The sequence below is a fragment of the Runella limosa DSM 17973 genome (assembly GCF_000482465.1).
Lineage (GTDB): Bacteria > Bacteroidota > Bacteroidia > Cytophagales > Spirosomataceae > Runella > Runella limosa.
In genome coordinates this window covers 1,082,350-1,108,485 of the sequence record NZ_KI519420.1, presented here as the reverse complement: position 1 = coordinate 1,108,485, position 26,136 = coordinate 1,082,350, and the positions used below count along the sequence as shown (strand labels likewise).

General features: G+C 41.7%; 21 protein-coding genes. 6 read left to right on the top strand and 15 right to left on the bottom strand.

Annotation, left to right across the window (positions count from 1 at the left end):
- Positions 1 to 3: 3 nt before the first annotated feature.
- Positions 4 to 594, top strand: coding sequence for a Holliday junction branch migration protein RuvA (gene ruvA / locus K339_RS0114645; RefSeq protein ID WP_028524264.1), 591 nt, complete (start codon positions 4 to 6; stop codon positions 592 to 594).
- 40 nt (positions 595 to 634) lie between these two features.
- On the opposite strand, the gene K339_RS0114640 is transcribed toward ruvA, so the two are convergent.
- The 3 genes from K339_RS0114640 to K339_RS0114630 all read right to left on the bottom strand — a co-directional run bounded on the left by K339_RS0114640 (position 635) and on the right by K339_RS0114630 (position 3,171).
- On the bottom strand, positions 635 to 1,597 hold the full coding sequence (locus K339_RS0114640; protein ID WP_028524263.1) for an MlaD family protein: 963 nt from the start codon (positions 1,595 to 1,597) through the stop codon (positions 635 to 637).
- A gap of 28 nt (positions 1,598 to 1,625) precedes the next feature.
- Positions 1,626 to 2,411 carry an N-acetylmuramoyl-L-alanine amidase family protein gene (locus tag K339_RS0114635; protein ID WP_028524262.1) on the bottom strand — a complete coding sequence of 262 codons (786 nt, stop codon included), beginning with the start codon at positions 2,409 to 2,411 and terminating at the stop codon, positions 1,626 to 1,628.
- 172 nt (positions 2,412 to 2,583) lie between these two features.
- Positions 2,584 to 3,171: a NifU family protein gene (locus tag K339_RS0114630; RefSeq protein ID WP_157607598.1), complete on the bottom strand. Its 588-nt coding sequence runs from the start codon at positions 3,169 to 3,171 to the stop codon at positions 2,584 to 2,586.
- A 261-nt stretch (positions 3,172 to 3,432) separates the two neighbouring features.
- Here K339_RS0114630 and K339_RS0114625 point away from each other — a divergent pair, with 261 nt between their 5' ends.
- The 4 genes from K339_RS0114625 to K339_RS0114610 all read left to right on the top strand — a co-directional run bounded on the left by K339_RS0114625 (position 3,433) and on the right by K339_RS0114610 (position 6,719).
- The gene (locus K339_RS0114625; protein WP_028524260.1) at positions 3,433 to 4,569 is read left to right on the top strand and encodes a helix-turn-helix domain-containing protein; all 1,137 of its coding nucleotides are present in this window, start codon (positions 3,433 to 3,435) and stop codon (positions 4,567 to 4,569) included.
- A 21-nt stretch (positions 4,570 to 4,590) separates the two neighbouring features.
- On the top strand, positions 4,591 to 4,854 hold the full coding sequence (locus K339_RS0114620; RefSeq protein WP_262506016.1) for a DUF2306 domain-containing protein: 264 nt from the start codon (positions 4,591 to 4,593) through the stop codon (positions 4,852 to 4,854).
- 87 nt (positions 4,855 to 4,941) lie between these two features.
- The gene (locus K339_RS0114615; protein ID WP_028524258.1) at positions 4,942 to 5,541 is read left to right on the top strand and encodes an outer membrane beta-barrel protein; all 600 of its coding nucleotides are present in this window, start codon (positions 4,942 to 4,944) and stop codon (positions 5,539 to 5,541) included.
- 14 nt (positions 5,542 to 5,555) lie between these two features.
- Complete coding sequence (locus K339_RS0114610; RefSeq protein WP_028524257.1) at positions 5,556 to 6,719, top strand: serine hydrolase domain-containing protein; 1,164 nt, start codon at positions 5,556 to 5,558, stop codon at positions 6,717 to 6,719.
- A 44-nt stretch (positions 6,720 to 6,763) separates the two neighbouring features.
- Here K339_RS0114610 and K339_RS0114605 read toward each other — a convergent pair whose 3' ends face one another.
- The 9 genes from K339_RS0114605 to K339_RS0114560 all read right to left on the bottom strand — a co-directional run bounded on the left by K339_RS0114605 (position 6,764) and on the right by K339_RS0114560 (position 20,112).
- On the bottom strand, positions 6,764 to 7,882 hold the full coding sequence (locus K339_RS0114605) for a TlpA disulfide reductase family protein (RefSeq protein ID WP_084332217.1): 1,119 nt from the start codon (positions 7,880 to 7,882) through the stop codon (positions 6,764 to 6,766).
- 18 nt (positions 7,883 to 7,900) lie between these two features.
- Positions 7,901 to 8,893, bottom strand: coding sequence for an OmpA family protein (locus K339_RS35985; RefSeq protein WP_084332216.1), 993 nt, complete (start codon positions 8,891 to 8,893; stop codon positions 7,901 to 7,903).
- A gap of 63 nt (positions 8,894 to 8,956) precedes the next feature.
- Complete coding sequence (locus tag K339_RS0114595) at positions 8,957 to 10,501, bottom strand: TlpA family protein disulfide reductase (RefSeq protein ID WP_084332215.1); 1,545 nt, start codon at positions 10,499 to 10,501, stop codon at positions 8,957 to 8,959.
- A gap of 37 nt (positions 10,502 to 10,538) precedes the next feature.
- Positions 10,539 to 11,903 (bottom strand): HlyD family secretion protein, encoded by a 1,365-nt coding sequence (locus K339_RS33725; protein WP_084332214.1) that lies wholly within the window; start codon positions 11,901 to 11,903, stop codon positions 10,539 to 10,541.
- A 20-nt stretch (positions 11,904 to 11,923) separates the two neighbouring features.
- Entirely contained in the window at positions 11,924 to 14,185 is a 2,262-nt protein-coding gene (locus tag K339_RS0114585; RefSeq protein ID WP_028524254.1) for a peptidase domain-containing ABC transporter, read from the bottom strand.
- Positions 14,182 to 15,255 (bottom strand): glycosyltransferase family 2 protein, encoded by a 1,074-nt coding sequence (locus tag K339_RS0114580; RefSeq protein ID WP_028524253.1) that lies wholly within the window; start codon positions 15,253 to 15,255, stop codon positions 14,182 to 14,184. The genes K339_RS0114585 and K339_RS0114580 overlap by 4 nt, the downstream gene beginning before the upstream one ends.
- A gap of 6 nt (positions 15,256 to 15,261) precedes the next feature.
- Positions 15,262 to 16,599: a TlpA family protein disulfide reductase gene (locus tag K339_RS35980; protein WP_051398014.1), complete on the bottom strand. Its 1,338-nt coding sequence runs from the start codon at positions 16,597 to 16,599 to the stop codon at positions 15,262 to 15,264.
- Positions 16,600 to 16,948: 349 nt separating this feature from the next.
- The gene (locus tag K339_RS33715) at positions 16,949 to 18,619 is read right to left on the bottom strand and encodes a vitamin K epoxide reductase family protein (RefSeq protein WP_051398013.1); all 1,671 of its coding nucleotides are present in this window, start codon (positions 18,617 to 18,619) and stop codon (positions 16,949 to 16,951) included.
- A 41-nt stretch (positions 18,620 to 18,660) separates the two neighbouring features.
- Positions 18,661 to 20,112, bottom strand: a complete 1,452-nt coding sequence (locus tag K339_RS0114560) for a glycosyltransferase (RefSeq protein WP_028524252.1) — start codon at positions 20,110 to 20,112, stop codon at positions 18,661 to 18,663.
- Between the two features lie 230 nt (positions 20,113 to 20,342).
- On the opposite strand from K339_RS0114560, the gene K339_RS0114555 reads away from it, so the two are divergent.
- A complete protein-coding gene (locus tag K339_RS0114555) occupies positions 20,343 to 20,717 on the top strand; it encodes a helix-turn-helix domain-containing protein (protein WP_028524251.1) in 375 nt (124 codons plus the stop codon).
- 71 nt (positions 20,718 to 20,788) lie between these two features.
- On the opposite strand, the gene K339_RS33710 is transcribed toward K339_RS0114555, so the two are convergent.
- The 3 genes from K339_RS33710 to recQ all read right to left on the bottom strand — a co-directional run bounded on the left by K339_RS33710 (position 20,789) and on the right by recQ (position 25,944).
- On the bottom strand, positions 20,789 to 22,255 hold the full coding sequence (locus K339_RS33710; RefSeq protein WP_374754634.1) for a PSP1 domain-containing protein: 1,467 nt from the start codon (positions 22,253 to 22,255) through the stop codon (positions 20,789 to 20,791).
- Between the two features lie 77 nt (positions 22,256 to 22,332).
- On the bottom strand, positions 22,333 to 23,622 hold the full coding sequence (gene purD, locus K339_RS0114545; protein ID WP_028524250.1) for a phosphoribosylamine--glycine ligase: 1,290 nt from the start codon (positions 23,620 to 23,622) through the stop codon (positions 22,333 to 22,335).
- Positions 23,623 to 23,703: 81 nt separating this feature from the next.
- Complete coding sequence (gene recQ, locus K339_RS0114540) at positions 23,704 to 25,944, bottom strand: DNA helicase RecQ (protein ID WP_028524249.1); 2,241 nt, start codon at positions 25,942 to 25,944, stop codon at positions 23,704 to 23,706.
- Between the last annotated feature and the right edge of the window lie 192 nt (positions 25,945 to 26,136).

Genomic DNA, 26,136 nt, shown 5'->3' with positions numbered 1-26,136 from the left:
ACCATGATAGCTTACTTACACGGTAAACTTGCTCATAAAGACCCCGCCTACGTAATCATCGACGTAGGCGGCGTTGGTTATGAAGTAAAAGTATCTTTACAAACCTTCGGGGCGCTGCCCAATGTAGGAGATGCCTGCAAAATTTATACCTACCAGCAAATCCGCGAAGACGCCCACACGCTGTACGGCTTTGCCGAACCTACCGAAAAAACTCTATTTTTGGACTTGGTAAGCGTATCAGGCGTAGGGTCAGCAACGGCGTTGATTATGCTTTCGTCGTTGTCAGCACCCGAAATCAAGCAGGCAATTGTCAACGAAGACGTGAAACTGATTCAAACCATCAAAGGAATTGGTGGAAAAACCGCCCAGCGCGTCATCATTGATTTGAAGGATAAAATCAAGAAAGAGGGCTTAATCGCTCCTCAGCCCAATGTCTTTATGGCAGCCAACAGCCAAGTGCGCAGCGAAGCGCTGGCGGCTTTGGTCATGTTGGGGATTCCAAAGCCTACCGCCGAGAAGAGTGTCGATACCATTCTAAAACGCGAAGGCGACCAAATCACCGTCGAACAACTCATCAAATTGGCGCTTCGCTAGTGCCTAGCAATACGTCTTTTATACACCTCCAAAGGCTCCACTAATACTTCAACGTCGTATCGGCGGGGCTGTCAGCGGGGCCTTTGTCTTTTTTACCAAAGACCGACACATTGACGTAGCGTTTAGGATATTGACGGAAATTGGTCATCAGTTTGTTAACACTCACAATCGTACGGTTGATATTATCGTACAAAGCTTGGTCTTTCAACAACTTTCCTGCCGTTCCTTCGCCTTGTTCGAGGGCTGTAAGTGATTTTTGAAGGGTAGCTACTGCCGAATTGGCCTGTGCCAATGTTTCGCCCAAACGAAGCGCTTTCAACGAATCAGTGGCGGTTTTTAGATTTCCCAAAATAGGCTTAAAACTCTTTTCGGTTTCAATCAAAGAAGCCGAAAGGGCATTGACATTGGCCAAAGTCGCCGCAATGGCTTGGCGATTTTGAGCAACAGTTGCGTTGATACCCGAAGCCGTTTGGTCGGTGGTAGTAAGTAATTTATTCAATACGTACCCCGTTTGGTCAAACTGCTTTACGATACGGTTCAAATTGATAATGAGCGAGTCAGCATTTTTTACCACGGGCAAAGCTTGTTCTTGGAGCAATGCCTGAATCCCTTTTTCAGAATCAGCCATTAGTGTGTCGCCTTGCTGAAGTTGTTTTCCACCCGTCGCAATTTGCAGCATCAGAGCGCTTCCACCCAACAACTCCGACGTCAGCATTACTTTAGAACCTTGGGTCAACAATACATTTTTTTGAATTTCCAGCGTTACCAACACCTTGTTTCCACGGTCGGTCATCAGTTCGGTACTTTTGACCTGCCCTACCTGCACGCCGTTGAGTTTGATGGGGTTCGACGGCTGAAGTGAGCCCACGTTGTCATATACTACAAAATACTTGTATTTGCTCGAAAAGAAATCAGCTCCTTTTAAAAAATTAAACCCAAAATAGAGCATCGACAACGCAACGATTGCCATCAACCCTACTTTTGCTTCCTTAGAAATTTTCATGAATGTGAATCGTTGATTGTTTTTATGACTACCGATCTTCTACGTCTTGCTTGTATTGCTTAAACGCCCGAAAAATAGCCTCTGCTATTTCGTCTTGGCCGTCGTCTGAATTAAGGTATTTTTCTTCTTGTGCGTGGCTAATAAACCCTGCTTCCACCAATACACTCGGCATGGCCGTTTGCCAAAGTACCATAAAACCCGCCTGTTTTACACCACGGCTGTTGCGATCGGCATATTTTTGAAATTGGCGCTCGATTTTACCCGCAAAACTCAAGCTACTCGCGATGTAGGCATTTTGGCGGTTGGCCAACATAATATATGCCAATGGAGAATTGGGGTTAAAGCCTTTGTAACGCTCTTCGTAATTTTGCTCCAACAAGATACTGGAGTTTTCTCGTTTTGCTACGTCGAAGTTCTCGTCGGATTTGTGCAAACCCATCACGAAAGTCTCCGTTCCAGCTGGGCTCTTTTTGTTTTTGGGCAAAGAGTTACAGTGAATCGAAATAAACAAATCGGCTTTGCGGCGATTGGCGATGTTGGAACGCTCATTTAATTCCACAAACTTATCCGAAGCTCGCGTCAGAATTATTTTTACCTCTGGCATTTCAAGCTTTATTTTCCGCGCCAGCCGCATTGTTATGTCCAAAACAATGTCTTTTTCTTTTGATATTTTACCTTTAGCTCCCGTATCCTTTCCTCCATGCCCCGCATCCAACACGATAACATCGATACTCCCATCGGAGTCCGATTTGAAAGTAAAACTACAAAAAGTGATCCAACCAAGCAGTAATCCTATTTTGAACGTGTTCAACATGAGTGGTTCTTTAAGTTTATGGCTTATTGTGAATGAGTAAGAGAGGCTATTCAACCATAAATAAACGCTCCAAAACCTTCTAAATTTTTGTCTAATTGACAAACTTAGAAGGTTTTGGAGGATATTTTTCACAAAGAAACTCAAAAATACGGTAAATCGCACACGGAAGCGACTATACTCCTTCCGCAACCACCTCTTTGACGGTCGGAACCATCTGCGTCAACAGATTTTGGATACCTGCTTTGAGGGTCAGAGTCGAAGACGGACAGCCGCTGCACGAACCTTGTAAAAGTACTTTTACGGTACCTGTTTCTTCTTCAAACGAATGAAACGAAATAGCGCCTCCGTCTGACTCTACCGCTGGACGTACGTAATCGTCCAAAACAGTTTTGATTTGGCGTACCGTTGGGCTATCCGTGTCCACAATCGTGGTATTACGTTCAACCGTTTTTTGCTCAAATACGGGGTGATTTTCTTCAAAATAAATCTTCAAAAACTGCTTGGTATCCAAAATTACTGAACCCCAGTCAGTCGTGTCATCTTTGGTGAGGGTCACGAAGTTGGACGCCAAAAACACGCGCTGCACGAATGGAAATTGGAACAAATCTCCCGCCAACGGCGACGACTTTCCTTCGGCCTGCGTCGCAGCCAAATCGGGATAGTCGAAAGATAAACCTTGGGGAACAAGTTCAAAATTGAAGACAAACTTCATCGAGTTTGGATTGGGGCTTGCTTCGGTATAAATAAATACGGGTTGCATAGAAAAAGTATGACTCGTTGTTTGATTCATCAAAATAAATAGACAATCCTGAAATGATTGTTCCTATTGCAACAAAACTTTCGGCATTTTGGTTTGCTTATTCGCCGTTCGCTATTTTGTGGTCATTAGGTTTTGAGAAACCTCACTCTTCGGTTATAAGTAACCGAAGACACGGGAATGGAGAAAAATAAAGTACAATCGCCGCTTCGTATAGGGTAAAACTTGGTTGAGTTGTCATAGGAAAGAACCTCGCTACAGTCTATGATTTACCTCGTCGGAACGTTTATTGCCCTCTTTCTCGCTGTCATTATTCTTACCAAAAAAGGCAGAACTACCGCCGACCTAATTTTGGGAATTTGGATGGTTGTAGTGAGTATGCACGTTTTTTCTTACTACAGCTACCTTACCCAGCTCATTTATCGCTACCCCGCTTTTCTTGGAATCAATTTTCCATTGCCTTTTTTACACGGGCCACTGCTTTATTTATACACCCTTGCCCTCACCCGCCCCGAACAATTTCGCTCCAAAAAATGGCTACTTCACGGCGCGATACCTTTTTTCATTATTGCCCTCTACTCCCCTTTTTGGATGCTTTCGGGAACGCAAAAAATTGAGGTTTTCAAAAGGGAAGGCGCGGGTTATGAGTTCACCCTTCTAGTGAGTAATGCGCTGCTAACCATTTCGGGGGTTTTCTACGTAGTAGCAACAAACTATTTACTACAAAAGCACCGCAAACGGATTCTGAATCAATTTTCTTACCAAGAAAAAATCAACCTCAACTGGCTCCGATTTCTTTTTTACGCCATGGGGCTGATTTGGTTTTTTATCATTTTTCTCAAAAACGACCCGCTTATTTTTTCAGCCAGTAGCGTTTTTGTGGTGCTTATTGGGTATTATGGCATCAAGCAGGTTGGCATTTTTACGAATACCTCTCCTACCCTCCCCAACGCTACCCCACCATTTCAATTAGCCGCCGAAGAACCCGAAGAGATAGAAGTCCATAGAAAAAAATACGCCAAATCGGGGCTTAATGAAGACCGCGCCCAAGACCTTCATCAGCGTTTGGAAGAATTGATGCACGATGAAAAACTGTTTACCGAGCCCGAACTTACCCTCACCGACTTGGCCAATCGCCTGGAGATTCACCCCAATTATTTGTCTCAAGTAATCAACGAAGTAGCGGGAGTAAATTTTTATGACTACATCAACCACCACCGAGTTGAAGAGTTTAAACGCCAAATTTTTCTCCCTCATAATCAACGGTTTACTCTCCTTGCGATTGCATACGATTGCGGGTTCAACTCCAAATCAGCCTTTAATCGCTACTTCAAAAAAATGACGGGATTCTCTCCTTCTGATTACGTAAAACAACATCGAGCTGTTGGTGCTAGCTTGTAAGCAAGGGCGAAAGGCATAAATGTGGCGCAGAATTTTACAGCGTCATCAAAACAACATGTCTTTATGAAAAAACTTGTGCGCCACCAAGAAATGATGACGTACAGTTATGCAGCTTGTCTAGGAGCAGTGACTTTACGCATCTACATGCCCTTATCCATACTCCTGCCCTACGAATATGACCTTGTTTACAACTTCGCGGCTTGGTTGAGTTGGCTCGTCAACTTAGCGATTGCGTATGGGGTAAACAGAGCTCGTCAACGGCACGGGCAATTTGCTACAACATAACCCCAAAAAAGGGACTCACCTTACAAGCAAGGGCGCTTGGCGCGGCGCAGAGGGGGATTTTTGCTGCGAAATCAAAATTTTTCGCTCATGTTTCTTTTCAACACACGCCGCCTCCGCTATGCGCTCTTGCTGGCAGTAACGCTCATTGCGACTGAGTCTGTCGCCCAATTTTCGCCCAAAACCCTTCGGGTGGCTGTCTATAACGAAGCCTTTGGGGTGCCGTGGGGGCCGATAACCAAATTACCTATTCACCCTGCCGTTAGCCTCGGCACCGACTTTCGAGTACGGTCTGGCAAACACTGGCAAAAAGCTTTGGGGCTTGATCTGTATTACTATTACCAACGTTCGTTTGAGCACACGCTTATGCTCGATGTCGCCTATCGGCTCGGGTATCGGTTCAACTTCGGATTACAGGCCAATTTCCACACGGCTCTTGGGTACAAACACGCCATTTTAGCAGGCAAGAAGTACAGTTTAAAAGACGGAGAATACCAGCCTACTTCCCACTTTGGCAAGGCTCAAGCCAACCTAAAAGTAGGCTTAGGCTTGGAATATCCATTGTCGAAACGCTATTCTATCACCGCCGACTACAAAGCGATGGCCGTCGCTCCTTTCGGCGACCGTCTCCTTCCGTTTTCGGCAAACACATTTTTGGGCGTAGGCCTCAACATCCATCTAAAACCATAATCACCCCACAGTCCATGAAAGCTATCTCATTTCTGCTCGTTGTCACGCTAGTAACGCTCGGTGCTTGCCAAAACGACATTGGCTCTGCCCAGCTAGTCCCCAACTGCTCCCTCGGTAATACCCCCCATCCTAGAGCCTCTAATTACCAAAAAATCATCGACAAGTTTATGGCGGCGGGTGCCGTGGGTGTGAGCGTCACGGTGCGTACGCCCGAAGGAACGTGGAGCGCCGCCGCTGGTAAAGCCGACATTCCTAACCAAATCAGCCTTACGCCCTGCCATACCCTCCGCATCGGGAGTATTTCAAAGACCTTTACGGCAGTCACTGTCATGAAACTTCAGGAGGAAGGCAAACTCAACATCAACGACTTAGCAAGCAAGTACCTTTCCCAAGAATATACTAAAAACATCAAAAATCTTGATAAAGCAACCATTAAAAACTTGCTTCAACACACGTCTGGGATTCGTGATTATTTGGAGATTGAAGGGGTGCTTAATATCTATAACGAATCTGCCCAAAAACAGTCAGCAGCGGAGAATCTAAAAACGATTTTTGACAAGAAAGCGCTGTTTGAAGTCGGCACCAACTGGAGCTACTCCAATTCCAACTACCTGCTGTTGGCACTAATCATTGAAAATGTGACCCAAAAAAATGCCTACGATGTAGTAACCGAGAAGGTCATTAGGCCGCTTAATCTCCAAAATACGTATGCTTCCACTACCCTTCCCGCAAGTTTGTCGAGGGGCTACTACGACTCTTTTAACAACGGCATGATGCGTGACATGACCCAATTTGACACTTTTGCCGTGGGTGGACAAAGTATGCTCGACGGAGGGATGATTTCCAATTCGTACGACTTGGCCTTGTTTGTAGAAGCCCTCAAAACGAGTAAAATCCTGTCGGCAGCGTCGATGGCGTTGATGGAGTCCAAAACCAACATTGTGATTAAAGATATTCCTGAAAACCTCTCTTACATCAAAGACTATGGGTTGGGGCTTTTCTTACTTGACCTTGATGGAAAAAAAGGGATTGGCCACGGTGGAAATGTGTATTGTTTCAACGGAATCACTTATTATTTCCCCGAACAAAAAATCAGCATTGCAATCCTCCTCAACAGCTATTCTAAAAAGCTCGACGAGGCGCTGTACGACCGCGAAACGCTGAAATTGGCTTTGTAAAAAAGATAGAAAGTAGGTCGAGCGAAAAGTTGCTTGACCTACTTTTACAAATCATTTTTCTGAGTTTTGAAGTGATTGTTGATTAGTTTTTCAAATTCACGTAAACTACTTTCATCATAACCCACAAACTTCTTAACAATCTTTCCTTCCTTATCCACAAACAGCGTGGTTGGAATACTTCCATCAAATTCAAACAGCTCTTTGGCGTAAATTCTAGTCTCTTTTGTTATCAATAATTGTTTCCACGGCATCTGTTCTTTGTCAAGCGCTTTTAGCCAGTGTTGTTTGTTTTCATCTAGGGATATTGAAACCATACTAAAACGAGGATTATTAGAAAACTGGCTACTAATTTTTTTCAATTGGGGAATTTCCTTTCGGCAAGGAGCACACCACGATGCCCACAGAATCACCATGTTTAAAGAAGCATTTTCGGTCAACACATTGGCTTCACTACCATTTCTTGTTTCCATAACTGTATTAAAATCCAACTTTTTGGTATTCCTATTTTCAACATATTCGCTTAAAGTAAGCCATGTACTACTTTTCTTAACATCACCGTCAAATTGATTTAAAAGTGTAATCATCTGGCTATTAGAAAATCTAGAAACTTGTTTTCTTAAACCATCTAAATAATAGTACGAATAAGGGTGTAATTTAATCAGGCGTTTTAAATCATCTATCTTCGTTATTGATGAAAATCCTAGTGAATCTTCAAACATTACTTTCGTTTGCTTTCCAAATTTTATAGGCGCTGTTACAAACTTAACTTTATTAGGAAGTTTAATACTTGTAGTTTTTATCTCTTCAATTTCTCCATTTAGCCCAACCCCTTCTTCTAAATAAAAATACGACAGACTTACCTTTCCATTTCTATATTTTTGCTTTGAATCATAGATAAAAAATCTTTTATTACCAACTGAATCAATGTGCTGAAATTCAACAAGTAAAGGCATATTATTTTCGGCTACGGGGAGCGAAAATTCAAATTTCCCATTTTTAGTTTTGGTAGAATCAATAATTTTTGTAACGTCAGTAATTACATTTATTGTACCATCAGGCAAGTTTTTCAAGTTACCAGCAATACGAACAATTTTGCTTGATTTTGGCTCACTACAACCTATTATAAGAAGTAGCAACAGTGAATAGAAAAATATTTTTTTCATAACGGATATTGTTACCTTCTAGTTAGCTGATATTTGAATAATCACTTTTCTATTTTTTTTCTTATTTTCTTCAGATTCATCGTTACTATTAAATCCTTCATCGCCTCTCCAAGCCATTTTTATCCTTTCGGAAGAAATACCTTTTTGAATAATATATCCACCAATAGCGCGTGCCCTGTATTCGGACAAAATCATATTTTTATTTCTGTCGCCGACATTATCTGTATATCCTGTCACTTGAGCTTTGAATTGTGGTTCTTCTATCAAAAACGTTGCAATTGAATCTAAGACGGTTTTCACTTCACTTTTTAAATCATAATTACTTTGGTCAAAATACAATGTTCTAGTATCAAATGAGTTTTTATTTGTACGCACGTCTCTAGATTTATCAGCTAAGGGTACTTCGGCATTGTTGACTCTAACGTCCATAAGTGTCAACCCCGATTCAAGTACAAACTCCTGATTAAGCAATAAACGCCCCTCTTCAGACCGTGCTTGAATTAAATGTTTGCCAGGTTGCATAGGAATTAAGTATAAATGCTTATTTCTTATTAAACGATTTATAACCAGTATGTTATTTACTTTAAATTCTACATTTTTATTGTCAGTAAACGTAAAATGCCAATGAAGTTGATTTTCTGAAGGCAGTGTCGGCGAATTTTGGGATGCCATCGGTACGGTCATTTCAAATTCAAAGTTTTCTTCGATACTTCCGATGCGCCTTATTGGCATTTTAATAGTTCTATAACCTTCTGATTCAAACAATAAAAACTCTACTGAGTTAGGTAATTGAATTTGAAATTTATTGATGCGACCAGTTACTCTACTTTCTCCCAAACTTATTTTTTTCTCGCCTTCTAATGCAAAAATATGCACTTTCAAATCGAAGCCACTCGCTGGATCATAACAAAATCCAGTTATTTTAACGGTGTTTTTATCTTGTATTACCAATGGCTTATTAAAGCCACTACTACAAATACAAAATAGTAAAGACAGTAAATAGCTAGTCATATTCGTGATTTTTTATTGGCGTGTTAATAGTATTAATTATTCCTCTAGAAATAAAGCATTCTATTACTTCGACAACTCTGCCAAAAGTTGCGTAAGTTCTTTGCTTTCTACTCTAGGAGCATTCGGATACATCAACTTTCCTCGTTTATCAAAAATCATATAACGAGGGATTGATTCTATTTTTTGTTGTTTCAAGAAGTCAGCATTTCCTGAGTTTAGCACAAGAAAACTATTAGCATAACTATTAAGCAATTCTTTTTCAGAAGCCTTTGTCCAAGCTTCCATGGATTTATCAATGGATAAGTAAATAAATACAACATTTTTATCTTTTAATGACTCCCTCAGCTTTACAGAATATGGAAAAGCAGCTCGGCAAGGGCCACACCAACTTGCCCAAAAGTCAACATAAACTACTTTTCCTTTGGACTTCTTAATAATATCATCAAGTGACGTTTTTTCTTTATTGTTATCCATCAACGTAAGTGATGTAGGCACATAGCGCGTTGTGTCGAGCTCTAAGACATATTTTACTTTAAGTTTCTCAATCAGGGAATTATTTTTTATATCTTTTTCTAATTTGTTAAAGTAGTTCAAAAAGTCATCTTTTGAAAGTGACTCCGAAATTCTACTAACATTTTTTATCAACAAATAATTTTTAACTGTTTCTGGAAAATTAAATTTTGTATTTATTTCATCATAAATCACTTTATAATCTCTATTAGTTCCATCTTTCAAATCCAAATAAGGGGCTTTCTCCGCAACAAATTTATACTCTGCTGCATCAATAAAATTTTTGAAGTAAATTCCTTCATAATTTTCGAGGGTATTTTCTTGAGAATTACACCAACGATAGACTTCATCTATCGAAATTCGCTCTGTTTCAACTTCTATTAATTTTTTTAAATTCCCTATTTTATTTTCCTGAAATTTATACACATTTTCAGATATAAGGCCTTGTTTTCTAAGTGAATCAATAACCCTTTTGTTGATGTCAAGATACATCATATACTTTGGATATAATTCATTTTTCATCAATAAAACCTCTTTTTTGTTTATATTCATAATTTGCTCTCCTGTCATATTTTTTGACTGAGTAAGCGCACTTTTATCATTCAATATTTTTTTTCCATGCAAGCTAACAGCGCCAAAATATTCCCCAATTGGAGAATAATTCACAAACTCAAAGTGGCTCCTTACTATGTCATCCACTTTATAATCATTTTTAGAGCTCTTTCTGTTGAGAATAGTTACAATAGGAATATTTTTATTGTATTCAATAACAACTGAGTCTCCTTTTTGCAAAATGTAATCATTATAATCAAAGTAATTAACCCAGTGACGAAGAACACAATGGTTATTTTTCATTTTCAATCGAATATCTTTATTTTTAACTTCACTTTCCACTTCAATCCATTTCATCTCATCATCGTACATAAATCGTAACAAGTACTTATTTTGAGTCCAAGCTGTTTTCGTATAGTAAAAGTAATTATCAATTTTTTGAGTATTTTTAAAGGAAACATGAATGACACCTTCTGTATCATTTGAAAACGTATTAATTTGACACAAAAATGTCATAGTTAACAAGACAGAGAGTGCTGTTTTCATGATACAAATTATTTTTTAATTTTATCTAATGTTAATTTCACCTAAGCATTTTACGAAAATCATAGAAAAACCTTTCAATCAGCCGTAAATCTTCTGTTATGATTTCTCCTGTTGCGGTCATGCCATTGCGAAATGGTAGTTTTTGGTGCGTTGAAGTAACCAAACCTTCAGTAAAGCCTACTTTTATAAGATACGCCGTATCTTTAGGCATCGTGGCTATTGAAGTGATTCTGCCTCTAACTGTACCAAACTCTTGGTAAGGATAACCTGTAAGTTTAACTATAACCTCTTGGCCTTTCTTTACTTTTCCGAAGTTATACTGCCCTACATACATCTCCCCTTCATAACCACTACCACTTGGTAGCACATAAAATAGTTCTTGCCCCGATTTTACCGTTTGTCCTTCTTGTAAGGGTGCAGCGAAAGCCACTTTACCACTCGTTGGAGCCATTGTAATGTAGCGAAGCTTCCAAGCTTCAATATCACTTTTCAAAGTATTAATAGATTGCAATAAGCCATTAAGCTGCTCAGTACTCGTCTTTTCTAGCTCCAGCAGTTCTTGCTGCTTCTGGTTTTTCGACATTCCGTTGTTATTGAAAGCGGTTTGGGCTTGGTCAACTACTTGTTTTTTAGATAAATGCTGGCTCTGAGTACGTCGCAGTTCGACATCAGCAATTACTCGTTCTTCGTGCAGTTTACGATTCATTCGTAAATCATCTTCGGTAAGTTCTAAGTCTTTCCGATAATTACTAAGTTGTGTTTGAAGGTTTTCGCGCAATAGTTCAAGTTGGGCTAAATCATTTTGCAATGCGGATTTCTTTTGTTCAAAAGCCCCTCCTTTCAATAACGCCCTAGAACGGACATACGCATCTTGAAACGTTTGATACGATTTTTGAAGCTCCCCTAATTGAAAATACAGCGGTATAGACACCGCATGTAGCTGATTTACATCCGTTTGGTTAATAAGCTTTCCTACAACTGAGTCTAATCGAAAAACCTCCCCTGGATTGGCAGTGCTTTCTAAATAGGCCAGTTGCTGACCACGTTGGACTCTTTGCCCTTCTCGTACTAAAAGCTGCGTTAGAACCCCTTCTGTTTTTGCGTGGACTGATTTAGGAAAGTGGAGTGAGATGACACGCAATTGCCCTTTTACCAAGTCTGGGTATGCTACAAACCAGCCTACTGCCCCAAGTAATAGCAATACAAAGAAAAAAACAGTAATTCCCCAGCGTACCAACCACACGGGAGGCGTACTCAGCAACTCGTTTACTTCTGAGCTACGAAGATTTACTTCTTTGACTGGTTCGGAATTTTCAAACGGGAAGGAAGAAAATGAGCCATTTGCTCGTCCCCCTGTGTTGAGCCTCCATTCATTGGGAGTTATCGCTTCGTCTGAATTCATTAGGTAAACGAATAATAAGTTTATACGGCCAATTCCAGCTGATTACTAACCAGTTCATAGTACTTTCCTCGACGTTGAACCAATTCTATGTGTGTGCCTATTTCGACAATCTCCCCTTTTTCCAATACAACAATTTGAGCCGCATTCTTAACCGTGCTCAACCGATGTGCTACTACTACTACGGTTCTGTTTTGGAAAAACGACTCTAAATTTTGCATAATCGCCCGCTCATTGTTAGCATCTAACGCATTGGTTGCTTCATCAAAAAACAAATAATCGGGGTTTTTGTAAACTGCTCTTGCAATGAGCAATCGTTGTTTTTGGCCTTGACTGATGCCATTACCTTCTGCCCCTATTTTGGTATTATATCCCAGTGGCAACTCTTCAATAAACGACTGAATATTAGCCACTTTTACGGCATGAAGAAGTTTCTGGATATTGGGTACTTCTTCACTCACTGCTATATTATTAGCAATTGTATCGGAGAAGATAAAACCATCTTGCAGCACCGTTCCGCACTGACTACGCCATTGACGAACCCCTCCTTCGCCCAATACTGGGCTAATTTCTCCTTTTTGGAGTGGATAAAAGCGTAGTAATAATTTTAAAAGCGTCGTTTTTCCACTTCCACTACTACCCACAATAGCCGTCACTTTTCCCTCTGGAATGTGTAAATTTATATTTTTCAACACTGGCTCATTTCCTGCCCCAGGATAGGTAAATGTAAGGTCTTTGATGACAATACTTTTTTGTGTTAACGATGCAGGAATCAGGATTCCTTTGTTAAAAATAGCAGGACTTTCGTCTTCCAATTCATGGATTTCGTTGAGCCGTTCCAAACTCATTTGGGCATCTTGCCACTGCTGCATAAATTGCACCAGCTGTTCTACTGGGCTATTGAGTTGGCCAATGATATACTGCAAGGCCATCATCCCACCAAGGGTCAACTGGCCGTTTACCACCGCCATAGCCGCCAGAAAAGTAATGGTCATATTTTTGCCTTCGTTCAAAAAAAGAGCCCCTGCCTGCTGGTACTGACCTACCGCCAACCCTTTCATACTCAATCTAAATTGACGAACTTGTAGGTTTTCCCACTCCCAACGTTTGAGGTGTTCGGCATTATTGAGTTTAATTTCTTGTACTCCAGTTATCAACTGAATCAAGCTGCTTTGGTTCTGAGACGCCAAGGCAAATCGCTTTTGATCGAGCTGCCTTCGGTAGCGAAGAAAAAGCACCACCCAGAGCGCGTATAAGATACTACCCGCCAAAAAAACGCCAAAAATTGTCAGATTGTAATAGGCCAAAACAATACTAAAAACCAGTAGATTAAACAACGAAAAAAGGGTGTGCAAGGAAGTACCCGTCAGAAACTGCTCAATACGATGGTGATCTCCGATGCGCTGAAGAATATCGCCAGTAAGTTTAGTATCGAAGAAGGAAAGTGGAAGGTTGAGCAATTTGGTCAAAAAGTCAGATAAAATACTGAGATTGATGCGCGTGCTAATGTGTAGCAGCACCCACGAACGAATAAAATCGACGGAAACACGGCCCACAAACAACATGATTTGCGCCCCCAAAACCAGTGTAATAAAATGGAGGTTACGCGTTTGAATGCCCACATCTACGACCGACTGCGTCAAAAAAGGGAGTACTAATTGCAACATACTGCCTACTATTAACCCCAACCCCAGTTGCGCCACCAACTGTTTGTATTTCCACAAATACCCCAATAGGTATTGAAGGCCTAGCCCCCTAGCCCCCAATGGGGGAATATTTGTTCCCCCATTGGGGGCTAGGGGGCTGTAAAACTGGGGTGTGGGCTCTAGTAGCAGGGCTATGCCCACTTTTTCGTTATCTACAACCGTCGTAGCCCACTTACTTTCAAACTCTTCGTAAGTATAGGTAATCATGCCAGAGGCAGGGTCAGCGACAGCAACCTCCTGCCCTCCCCTTTCTGACGAGGAGGAAAAAAAACGCCCCCATCGGGGGGCTGGGGACTGAGGCTGTACCACCACAAAATGATTTTGCCCCCAGTGTACGATACACGGCAATGGGGCTTCTTCTAGTAGTTTTTTTAAGGTAACTTTTACGCCCAGCGTTTTGAAACCAATGCTTTCGGCGGCTTGCGCGATACCCAATAGATTAACGCCCTCTTTCCCAATCTCCGCTGCTGCCCGCAACGGTTGCACCGCGTAGCTTTGCCCGTAGTACTTAGCCACCATGCGTAGGCAAGTAGGGCCGCAGTCCATGGCATCGAGTTGACGGTAGTGGGGGAATTTCATGTTGTTTTTTCTGCTAAAACCGACTGCGCAAAGGCTTCAAATTCGGGAGTTGTTTTCATTAAATCTAATTCCACTAACTGCTGCAAACCCTCTAACTTGGCCGAGCCTTCGTGATAAAACTGTATATCAGGTGTTTCTTTGAGTTTTTGGTGAAAGATTTTGTAATAAAACGCATTGCCGTAGTGCTGCTCACGCTGACATTCTTCTTCAACTTCGGTAATAAAATCCGACAAAAACTTGGTATGAAATACCACTCCCTGTACTTCACTCAAGGTAGCCCCGTTGATAGCGTGCATCCCTTGGGAAAGATATGTACCCTCGGTATTTTTGAAAAAGGGGACTTTAGACAAAATAGAAGGTGGATTACTCCTACCAAAAACCCGATCCCGCATTCCACCTGTGAACGTATCAAAAGTGTACGTTTGCCACCGAATTCTATCATAGAAGAGGAATTTAAGGTTCACATAGTCTTTATCAAAACAATTTACAACACTCAAAGGATTGTTTCCTGCTCTGTACTTCGTTGCCACCACGCTTTGGTCTGAGTACATATCCAATAGAAATGTACGAATTGCAGACTCATTTTTACTTTCTAAAAAAGAACGTAGTTCGCGTAAAGAAAGATGTTCCGCAGAAGGATAAGAAAACAACTCATCAATATCTACCACTACGCACCAATGCCCTTTGCCATAAGTTTCCAATAAATATTCCATCCAAAACCAATGATTTTGATAGTTTTCCTTTGTCTCAAATACATGCACGTTCTCCTGTTCTAAAGCCAACGCTACCGAATCATCTGTCGAATTGTTATCTATCAAAAAAAAACGCGCTACACCCAAGTTTTTATAATAGTTAATAAAATGTGGCAGGCGCAGTGATTCATTGCGCATGATGGCAAAGAGCCTGATTTCGGATATATCCTTTGGAATAAATTGATTACCAGGAACTTTAATGGTAGATATACTTTTCTTTTTTGAGGCTTGATAATGTGCTTTTTCTCGACCCAACTTCCGATGGTTTTGGAATTGACTGTGCCAAGTAAGTAGATTGTATTTGAGACCATTGAACATAAAACACTATTTTTTTAGCAATTCATCAAACAATTCTCGAATTTTTGGATCACTTGGTCGAGGAGCATCGGCGTTGATGACTTTCCCGTCTTTACCGATAATCATGTAGCGAGGAATAGAGTTTATTCGAAATTTCTTTATCAAGTCTGAATTTTTAGGGTTAGGAATTAAGTAACTACTTAATTTGGAAATTTCAAGTTGTTCAGATGCTTTTATCCATGCTGCATTATTTTCATCAGTAGATATATAGACAAAATTAATTCCCTTACGCTCATACTCAATATGTAGTTTTTTTGACGCAGGCATTTCCGCCCTACAAGGGGCACACCAAGAAGCCCAGAAATCAATATAACTTATACAATTATTAGTTACTTTTTCAAATGTATTGAGATTTTGACTTATTGATAGTAAAGAGGAGGATGCATATTTTTGATTTCTCTTCTTGTACAAAAATTCTACATAGTCAGAGTAAATTGATGTTCTACATGTATCAAAAAATAATTTTGCTAATTGATTCCAAGAACTATCAGAATACCAAGATTGAGTGTAAACCGTTTCAAGTGTTTTCGCTAAAAGATAATCTCTCGTTTCATTATTAAAATTTTCTATAATGACCTTAAATTTTTTTTCAGGTGTCGTAATGAAGTTTTTTTCTTTTGATATTGCTAATAAATAAGCAAGAATTTCAGCGGCATTTTTATATTCATGCAAGAATAGCAAATTATCTTGATTAAATTCTCTAGTCAAGGCACAAAGTTGGCCTATATAGTCGGCTGGCAATTGTTTAATTACGTCTTTAACATACAATTTTTTTTCAAGCATTTTGTAGAAAAAATATTTTTGCCATAAATCATAAAAATCTTTAGACAATTTATGATTTATTTTATACTTATTCAAGTAATTAAGTTGTAACAAATATTCTTTATTTATCATATTATCTCTAAGTTTAGTATCTTGAATATAATTATTTCCCAAGTAGGATCGATTGAATAAAAATGGCTCTTTAGACACTTTGTTATCTAATATATAATGCGCATAAAAATTAAATTGAAAATTCTCATATCCAGTTATATCCTTACAAATAAGAGAATTACCAACCCCTTCCTCCATATATATATAAATATTTTTTGGAATCAAAAAAATTTGTTTTACATAATCATTTTGATATTCAAGATAATAAGTACCATATTTTGTATCCAAATCCAACAAACCCTTATTCAAAAAATTATAATTGCCCATATCGTCCCAAAACACTACTGCAGAGTTTTTATTATTAAGAGAAAGTTTTATCTGTGAATATAGTACGTTCGAAATTAGTAATACAAGAAATGATAAATATTTCATATTTTCTTTTAGATTTAAATAAAGGCTGGTTCTGTTATTAATAGAACCAGTCTTGTATAGTATTAAAAAAGATAGTTACATCCAAGATACATTTTTGCATTGTTGGCAACAATAGTACCCTCTTGCACCACTCCCACAGCTAGAGGCTGCATCTTTAGCCCCTGAAAGGCTCCCTGAATAAAGTTCAGAACCTGTACCATCCCAATATCCATTTGAACCTATGTTTAGACATCTTGCATGACACGTTCCTCCTGATAAACTCCTCATCTCACTGCGGGTAAGTGCAAATTGACTAAAATTTGATAATGTGTTCATTTTGTTTGAAAAGTTAAATTGTTTAAAAATTAATTTATCTGAATTGGCCAATTCCTATGGTAGAATAATAAGTACAGAGTTTGCTTATCTCTCGCACTTGGTAATATTTAGGCAGTTCTACTGCATTTAAAAAAGTGGTTGGGGCAGTCATTACTCCCGCTAATTCAAGCCAACGAACATGTGATTGCAGCTGTTGAATAGCTTCCGCCTTCCTGTAATCCACCTTCGTATGTCTACTCCATTCATTATAATATCTTTCATTTGTTTTAAACCACTCATGTAGTGCCTCTTCCATTTGATCAGTAGGCAAACTCAGTATTTGTCTCGCTACTTTGCTTGCTACATCGTCATCTGAAAAACCTGCCGCCAAAATGATTTGTATCTGCACTGTATCATTGGTTTCAAGCAATTTTTTGAGTTCTGAATGATTGCGACGGCAAGCCGCACAGGTAGGGTTTGTCACCATAATCAACGTATTTTCAGCATTCGGATTCCCTAATTTAATCACTTCCATTCCTTCAAAAATAGGAGGCAATACGCGTTGATTTCTGAACAAACCCTGAATATACTCAGGCGAAAATTTTATTTTTTGAAATTCTCGAAATAAGGAATCATAGCCGACTGATTTCTGTAAATTTCTTTTAAATAAGGCCCAAAATGCAGGTACAATAGCAAAAGAACCTAACAAATACAGCACCGAAGCTAGCGAAAAATCATACGTCAGCAAGGAATTTCCTTTCTCGGATAAGTTGGTAACGTTAAGAGCTGTAATTCCCAATCCAAATTCTACCCAGAGCAATACCTGCACCGTCAAACACAACACACACCACTCCCGCGCTACTCGCCACTGGTGGTAAATAGACCAAAAGGTATAGGGCAAAGCAAGGCATCCTAGTACCCCAAGAAGGAGCAAAATCCCTTCCCTACTGGGGAGGCTTAGGGTGGGGTTCATCAGGCATATCAAGCCCCCTGCAAAATAAAACAGCCCCACTTCACTCCAACTCAACCACTCGGTTACCTTAGCAGCAGGTGACTGAAGGATATTTTGACAATTACTATGACGATTGATTTGGCATACCTTCTGTAAAAAAGAGTTCTGAGAATCAATACCGTACCAAACCAACATCCCACTCACAATGGTTCCTGCCAATTTAGTCACTAAAAGTCCATAATATGGGAGATGGGAGTCCAAAGGAAATTTTTGAAGCAAACTCCATAGCACTACCCCTAAACATAACACTATCGCACTAACAATAAACGGAATACGTAAAGATGCTACTATCTCACGGCGGCGGTTATTAGCATAGTCTTGCTCACCCGAGGTATCATTGGGTTCTGCCAATAAAGCCACACCCGTCCATTTATGAACAAAATCATTGTAAGTATCGGTTTGCCATCCTCGTTGCGTATGCAACCATTCTATCGTATTACCCACCTTTCGCACAGGCGCAAAAATCCCCCCGTCAATTTGCAAATATGCCATTGCTGGCAGCGGTATTTCAGACAAACGGTCAGGTGTAAGGCGTGTAGCCATATTGGGTACATTGAAATCGGTCAATACATCACTCAGTGAACTTAGGCTTGGAAAATCGGGATGTTGCCACAGCGCATTGCGCAAACCACGCGCAGTAATGCGTACCTTACTCAAATACAAGAGCATATTGGTAGCTTCAAAGGCGTTTTTCTCAGTTGGATTTAGTTTCATAGACTTTTTATTTTTGTCACCCTGCAAGGGTCTAAACTATCTTAGGCCAATACGGCTGAATGCTTATTCATCAGGATATTTTGTACTTTCTGTTTTACATCTTCCTCGTGGTAATTTTCCGTTACAGCTTCCCTAAACTGCCTCACTCTCTCGCGAAATGTCTTTTCTTCCAGCAATCGTTCGAGTTTCTTTTTTAAATCCCCAAGTCGCTCGTGCGCAAAAGCACCGCGTAGCCCCAAACCATGATACTCTATTTTAACGGCGTTGCCATTTTGGTCGTAGTGCGGGTCGAGGGGATACGCCAACATGGGTACACCATAATAAATGGCCTCTTTGATGGAGCCAAAACCCGCATGGGTAATAAACACATCGGCGTCGGCCAATACTTTCAGCTGTGGTACTCGGCTAAAAAAGTGGGTACGCTCGGTGAGTAGCTTTCTGGCACGGAGCGTTTCTATGACGTATTTGTTAACCGAGCATATCAAATGTACGTGTGGTAATTCGGCAATCACCTCTAGCAGGTTAGTCACAAAACGTAAAAGGGTAGCATCGGCTCCTTCGTGAAAAGTACCAAAACTGCAATAAACAAGGCGATGAAACCCCTCCCTAAATCCCTCCCCTGAGGGTTGAGGGACTTTTTTAGAACCAATTATATGCTCCCACGCTTGCTCAAATAAGGAATCAAGCTCGGTGTCTTGCCGATGCTCGCGCATACACAGCCCCAAATAATGTTGATTGGGTTGGCGAATTTCGGGCGCAAATTCAAATTCCAACGGCGCTAACACCAATTCAGGCACGTTGGCAATCACCTGCGTCACAGTAGCGTCTTGCGCAAGGGGGGCGATTTGTGCTAAAAATTGGCGATGACGGGTTATCGCTTGACGCAACCAAGCCTGTCTGGGATTGCGTAAAAACTGAAGAAACAAATCACTTCGTTTTTTCAATTCAGATTTTAATCCCCCTTGTTGGGCGTCGGACCGACTCGTATGGCTGCTTCCGCTGGGTATTAAGTCCCTCATCGGGGGATTGAGGGGGCTTGACACTATCGGCCACTCTCCTACCCGATACGTAGAAGGCATGGGATTAAAAAAGGCAATAGTAAATTCTGAACGGCGTGGATATAATACCCAAAAATCAGTACAAACAAATAAATCTATCAAAATAGTTGTGGGACGAAGTTCTTCAATCAGCCCGTCCAATTCTCGTTTTCGTTCCCAGTATAGCTCGTTTGTTCGGTAAGCTTTTAGAAGCCGTCGGTACGATACCTTTTTCTTTTTAACCCCTATATAAGAGGCCTCCATGCCGTAGCCTGCACGCCAGCCCGTATTTTTCACAGCTTGGTAGCCATTCTTCGTGACCAACTCCGCCAATATATCATTTGTAACAGCGTAATGTACCTCATAGCCCTCCTCCGACAGCTTATCAGCCACGTACAGCGAAGGCAATACATGGCTTCGGATAGCGGCGGGGATAATGAGTACGCGTGGCTTCATCTGAACGTTTAAAGATTTAGGAAGCACAAATAAATATAGTATTTTCAAGATTTATTATCGGTTTTTCGATAATTTTAATCGAAAAACCGATAATTTTAGGCCATACTACCCAATTTTACCGTTCGATAAGATTTTTTGTATTTTTTGTATTCGTTTTGTATGTTTGAGCGTTTGCACATTATACCGTCCCTACTTTGATACGTTTATGAAATTTAACAACCACCACGGGTATGCCTCCAAAGCCTATTCGTTACAAAACACCTATCTCTACTTTTATGACATTAGGGACTTTTTTACGCCAATTACGCCAGGCACGCAATCTCTCTCAGCAAGAGGTAGCTATTGCCATTCCTGTTTCACAAAGCACGTACTCTGAGTGGGAAAGTGACGTTCGTCTCCCAAAAACCAAATACCTTATCTTATTATCTAGGGAGCTCAGGGTAAGTTTCAACGAATTTACCAACTATATTTCCAAAGAAGAGTTACACCAAGACGGTGAAATTATTCAACTAAAAGCCGAAATAGCACTGCTTCGTCAGCGAGAGGAGCAATACCAAGTAACCATACAAGCGCTTCAGCGCAAGCTTTCAGCTCTCCACCCCTAAGTAACAACTGGCCACAAAAAAAGGGAATCACCTCTCGATGATTCCCTTGTACGCACCTTTAGTACTTCCTATTACTTCTTCTCGTTGCCTCCGCCGCTGTTGCCATTATTGCCACCACCTTTTGGCTGATTATGATTTCTACGGTGATGATTTCCCCTGTTGGAGTGTTGTTTGGCAGGCTTTGTTGCGTCATTGTTGCTATTATTGGCATTATTTCCTTTCTGTGCAGGATTTCCCGCTGGAGCACTGGGCACTTTTGCAGGAGCCTGGGCAGTTGGTGCCTTGGGAGCCGAGGCCTGTGGCTTCGGCGCAGGAGCTGAAGGCGCAGCGGTTGCCGCTGGCTGTGCCGTTTCTTTGGCCGCGCTGGTATTGTTAGTACCACTTCCTTTTTTCTTCTTAGGACGGCGGTTTGCACCTCCATTTTGCTGGTCGCGGTGGCTAAACTTCTTATCCATTTTGGCCAAGTCGCTGTTGATACCTGCCGCAGGTAATGCCAACACTGCCTCTTCGATATCTAACACATCCAACGACACAGGTTTTTCGCCTCTTGCGTTCATTTGCAAGATTTTGCTCACCTGCTCCATCGTGATGGGGTGCCAGGTCGTGCTATCGTTTTCGTAGCCAAACCACATGATTTTCTTGAAAATATCGGTTTTCTGCAAGTGCGCCTTCCCTTTTTGGGTTTGGAGGGGGGCATCCACGTGCGGAATATCCTTGAGGGCGTCGATGTAGGTTTCTAGCTCGTAGTTGAGACAGCACTTCAAACGTCCGCATTGGCCCGAAAGCTTCGTTGGATTCAGCGATAGGTTTTGGTAACGAGCAGCTGAGGTCGTGATGTTTTTAAAGTCGCTCAACCAAGTTGAACAACACAATTCACGGCCACACGCGCCCAAACCACCCAAACGGCCTGCTTCTTGGCGTAGGCTGATTTGGCGCATTTCGATGCGTACCTTAAACTCACCCGCCAATACCTTGATCAGTTCACGGAAATCAACCCGTTCGTCGGCCGAGTAGTAAAACGTCGCTTTGGTATTATCGGACTGAAACTCCACATCCGACAATTTCATGTTCAGTTTTAGCTCTTTGACCAATTCGCGAGCGCGGTACATCGTTGGCAAGTCACGCGCCACACTCTGCTCGTGTTTTTCCATATCGCGTGGATTCCCCACCCGATAAATGCTCTTGATGTTTTCGTCGTCGGCTACTTTTTTCTTGGTCATTTGCAAACGCACCAAGTCACCTTGCAGCGATACCGATCCGATATGATAGCCCGAAGCCATCTCGCACACAACGTAGTCGCCCGTGAGGAGTTCAAGCTGGTTGATATTGCGAAAATATTCTTTCCGCCCTCCTTTAAACTTCACTTCTACTACGTCAAAACGCTTTGCGATGGGCACATCCATATCACTGAGCCAATCGAAAACGTTCATTTTATTGCAACCACCTGTGTTGCACGCGCCATTATTTTGACAACCAGCGGTTTTTCCGTTGCTTCCTTTCGTTCCGCATCCGCCCGTTGAACATGATTTACAACTCATTTCTGTTTAGTTTACAGCCTGACGTTTATACGAGGTCGTTACGGTTTCAACGACGTTACGACCCGCTTTGCGCCAAACTAATCCGTATAACGAATCAAATCTAAACCAATGTCTTTGCGGTAATATTTTCCTTCAAACTGCACTGCGGTCGCCGCTTTTTGCGACTTATTCACAGCTCCTTCGAGGGAGTTTGCGAGTGCTGTCAGTGCCAGTACTCGTCCGCCATTGGTTACGACTTCTCCTTTGTCATTGGTGGTAGTTCCTGCATGAAACACCGTGATGTCTTCCATTTTTTCTAATTCAGCAATTACCTTGCCTTTTTCGTAGGCATCTGGGTACCCACCCGACACAATCACCGTTGTGACGGCCGTTTGGGGCGAAATAACGAAATCGCTGTCGGCCAATTTTTGATCGGCTGCGGCCAGCAAAAGCGTCACTAAATCCGACTGAATACGTGGCAAAACAACCTCCGTTTCGGGGTCGCCCATGCGTGCGTTGTACTCAATCACGTACGGCTCGCCTTTCACGTTCATCAATCCAATAAAAATAAAGCCAACGTACGTAATCCCTTCGGCCTGCAAGCCCGCGAGCGTCGGTTTTACAATTTTCTGTTCTACTTTTCTTAGGAAGTTTTCGTCCGCAAAAATCACGGGCGACACCGCTCCCATTCCTCCCGTGTTGGGGCCTGTATCTTTTTCGCCAATGCGTTTGTAGTCTTTGGCCTCAGGAAGGATTTTGTAATTGACACCATCCGAAAGCACAAATACCGACAACTCGATGCCGCGCAAAAACTGCTCTACCACCACTTTATTGCCCGCCTCGCCAAACTTAGCACCCACGAGCATGTCTGTCATGGCAGCTTTGGCCGTATCGAGTGTTTCGGCAATGATTACTCCTTTACCCGCCGCCAATCCGTCGGCTTTCAACACGATTGGGAGTGCGTGTGTGCTCAAGTAGTTCAGCCCTTGGTCTAGTGTTTCAGACGTAAATGTCTGCGACGCTGCCGTAGGGATTCCGTACTTAGCCATGAAGTTTTTGGAAAAATCTTTGCTTCCTTCCAGCTGCGCTCCCAGGCGATCAGGACCCACAATTTTGACCCTTTCCAACGCTGGTTGAGCTTTTAAGTAATCAACAACTCCATTGACCAGTGGTTCTTCGGGGCCGACAATTACTAATTTAATTTGTAAATCAACAATAGCTTTTGCAATGCCTTCAAAGTCATTGAACCCAATGGGCAAGTTGGTGGCCACTTGTGCGGTACCCGCATTTCCTGGCGCAACATACAACTCAGCACAATGTGGGCTTTGGGCTATTTTCCAAGCAAACGCGTGTTCGCGTCCGCCCGAACCCAGAATTAAAATATTCATTTTTTGAGGTTAAAGTGTATAGAGTAGGGCGCGAAATCCCTTTCATTTGTTTCGCGCCTTACTAGGAGTTTTTCACTTATCTTAGTTAGCCACTTCGGACATAAACTTGATACGCATCAAACGAAGTTCATCTTCGGTGACGTCATCCTTGGCCAATTCATCTAACGCAACTTTGATACTATCGGTTTCAGCCGCCATAAAGTAATCGTAAATATCGTACTGGCGGTCTTTGTCCATGATCTGGTTGATATAATAATCCAAGTTAAGCTTCGTACCCGAGTAGCAAATGTGTTCAATCTCCTCAATCAGCTCGTCCATTGCTAACCCTTTGGCTTCGGCTATTTCGTCCAAGTCCACCTTGCGGTCGATTTGTTGGATGATAAAAATCTTTACTTTCGACTTATTAGCCGCCGATTTTACCACCACATCTTTGGCCGTTTCGATTTCATTTTCCTCCACATAACGCGTGATGAGGTCGATAAACGGACGGCCAAATTTTTGCACTTTCCCCATTCCAACCCCGTTGATTTGGGCCATTTCTTGGGAAGTAGTGGGGTAAGTCGTCGCCATTTCTTCTAACGACGGGTCTTGGAAAATAACATACGGAGGAAGGTTTTTCTCTTTCGCTATTTTTTTGCGGAGTGCCTTCAAAAGCCCCAAAAGCGCTTCATCGTAGGCATTTCCACCGCCCGACGGTGCCAAATCCGTCACATCTTCGTCGTCGTTTGACTTCTGCGTGTCGTTTTCGTCGAAAGTATGGTCTTTTGAGATCGTAATCGGATACGGGTCATTGATGTAGTTGATGCCTTTTTCGGTGATTTTCAGGACACCAAAATTTTCAGCATCTTTCCCCAAATACCCCAAAATCACCAGCTGACGAATCATTGAGCGCCAATACTCTACGCCATATTCTTCACCTTCTTCTTCATCTTTAAATTTACCTGCCCCATACATTTCGAGCTTGTTATGTTCATAGCTCGTCACGTACATGTTGTCAGTGGCGGTAATCAAATCTGCGATGTGATCGCCATCAAAACGCTGGTCGGTCAGTTGAATCGCTTTCAAAACGATAACTGCCTCTTCTTGCACTTTGAATTTTGGCGTTGGCTTGATACAGTTGTCGCAGAAACCGCAGTCCTTCTCCATGTATTCGCCAAAATAACTCAGCAACTGACGACGGCGGCACGCGCCAAGGTTGGCATACGCCACCATTTCGTTCAACAAATGGCGGGCGTTGTCGCGCTCCGTTACCGACTTATCCTTGTTAAATTTCTCTAACTTTTGGATGTCATCTAGGCTATAAAACATCACGCAATTTCCTTCCAAGCCATCGCGCCCTGCACGACCTGTTTCTTGGTAATAACCTTCCAACGACTTAGGCGCATCGTAGTGAATGACAAAACGAACATCGGGTTTGTCGATACCCATTCCAAACGCAATGGTCGCAACAATGACATCGGCTTCTTCGTTCAAAAACGCATCTTGGTTGTTCATCCGCGTTTGTCCGTCTAAGCCCGCATGGTAAGGAAGCGCCTTAATGTCATTCACTGTCAACAAATTAGCTACCTCTTCTACCGTCTTACGGCTCAAGCAATAGATAATACCCGACTTTCCTTTGTTGTTTTTGATGTATTTAATCAGCTGCTTATTGACGTCACCCAATTTCGGGCGCACTTCGTAGTACAAGTTTTTGCGGTTAAACGACGACTTATACAAGGCAGCCTCTTCCATCCGCAAGTTTTTCGCAATGTCTTGCTGCACTTTCGGGGTGGCTGTAGCTGTCAGCGCAATCAGTGGCAGATTGGGGTTGATGTTATCAATAATTCCTCGAATACGGCGGTATTCTGGGCGGAAATCATGCCCCCACTCCGAGATACAGTGTGCCTCGTCAACTGCCACAAAAGAAATGTTAGCTCGCTGTAAAAAGTCAAGGTTTTCTTCTTTCGTTAGCGATTCTGGCGCAATGTACAATAGTTTCAAGGTGCCATCGAGGGCATCTTTTTTAACTTTTGTGATTTCAGCCTTGTTGAGAGTAGAATTCAAAAACTGCGCATTAATGCCGAAAGCGTTCAGTTGATCTACTTGATTTTTCATCAAGGCAATCAACGGAGAAATAACGATGGCAACGCCTTCATTGGTAATAGCAGGCAACTGATAGCAAAGCGATTTCCCCGCACCTGTAGGCATAATAACGAAGGTGTTATTACCTCCCATGATGCTATGAATAATCGACTCTTGTTCGCCTCTAAACTGACTGTAACCAAAAATTTCTTTGAGTCGCTCCTTTAGCGTATGCTGTACGCTCGTATCTACCTGAATCATCCTCTTTCGTTGTATTTTTTGCCTTTATACCCTTGGTTAACAGGTACTTAAACAGCTTTTTTAGTGAGTTAATTGGAAATCAATGGGAAGTTACTGAAGATTGCTCCTGCTGAGAAGTGGCAAAGTGGGCAAAGTCACTAACTACGTTTGAAATTAGTAAAAATAATCAAATTTGACGCAACAAATTTTTGA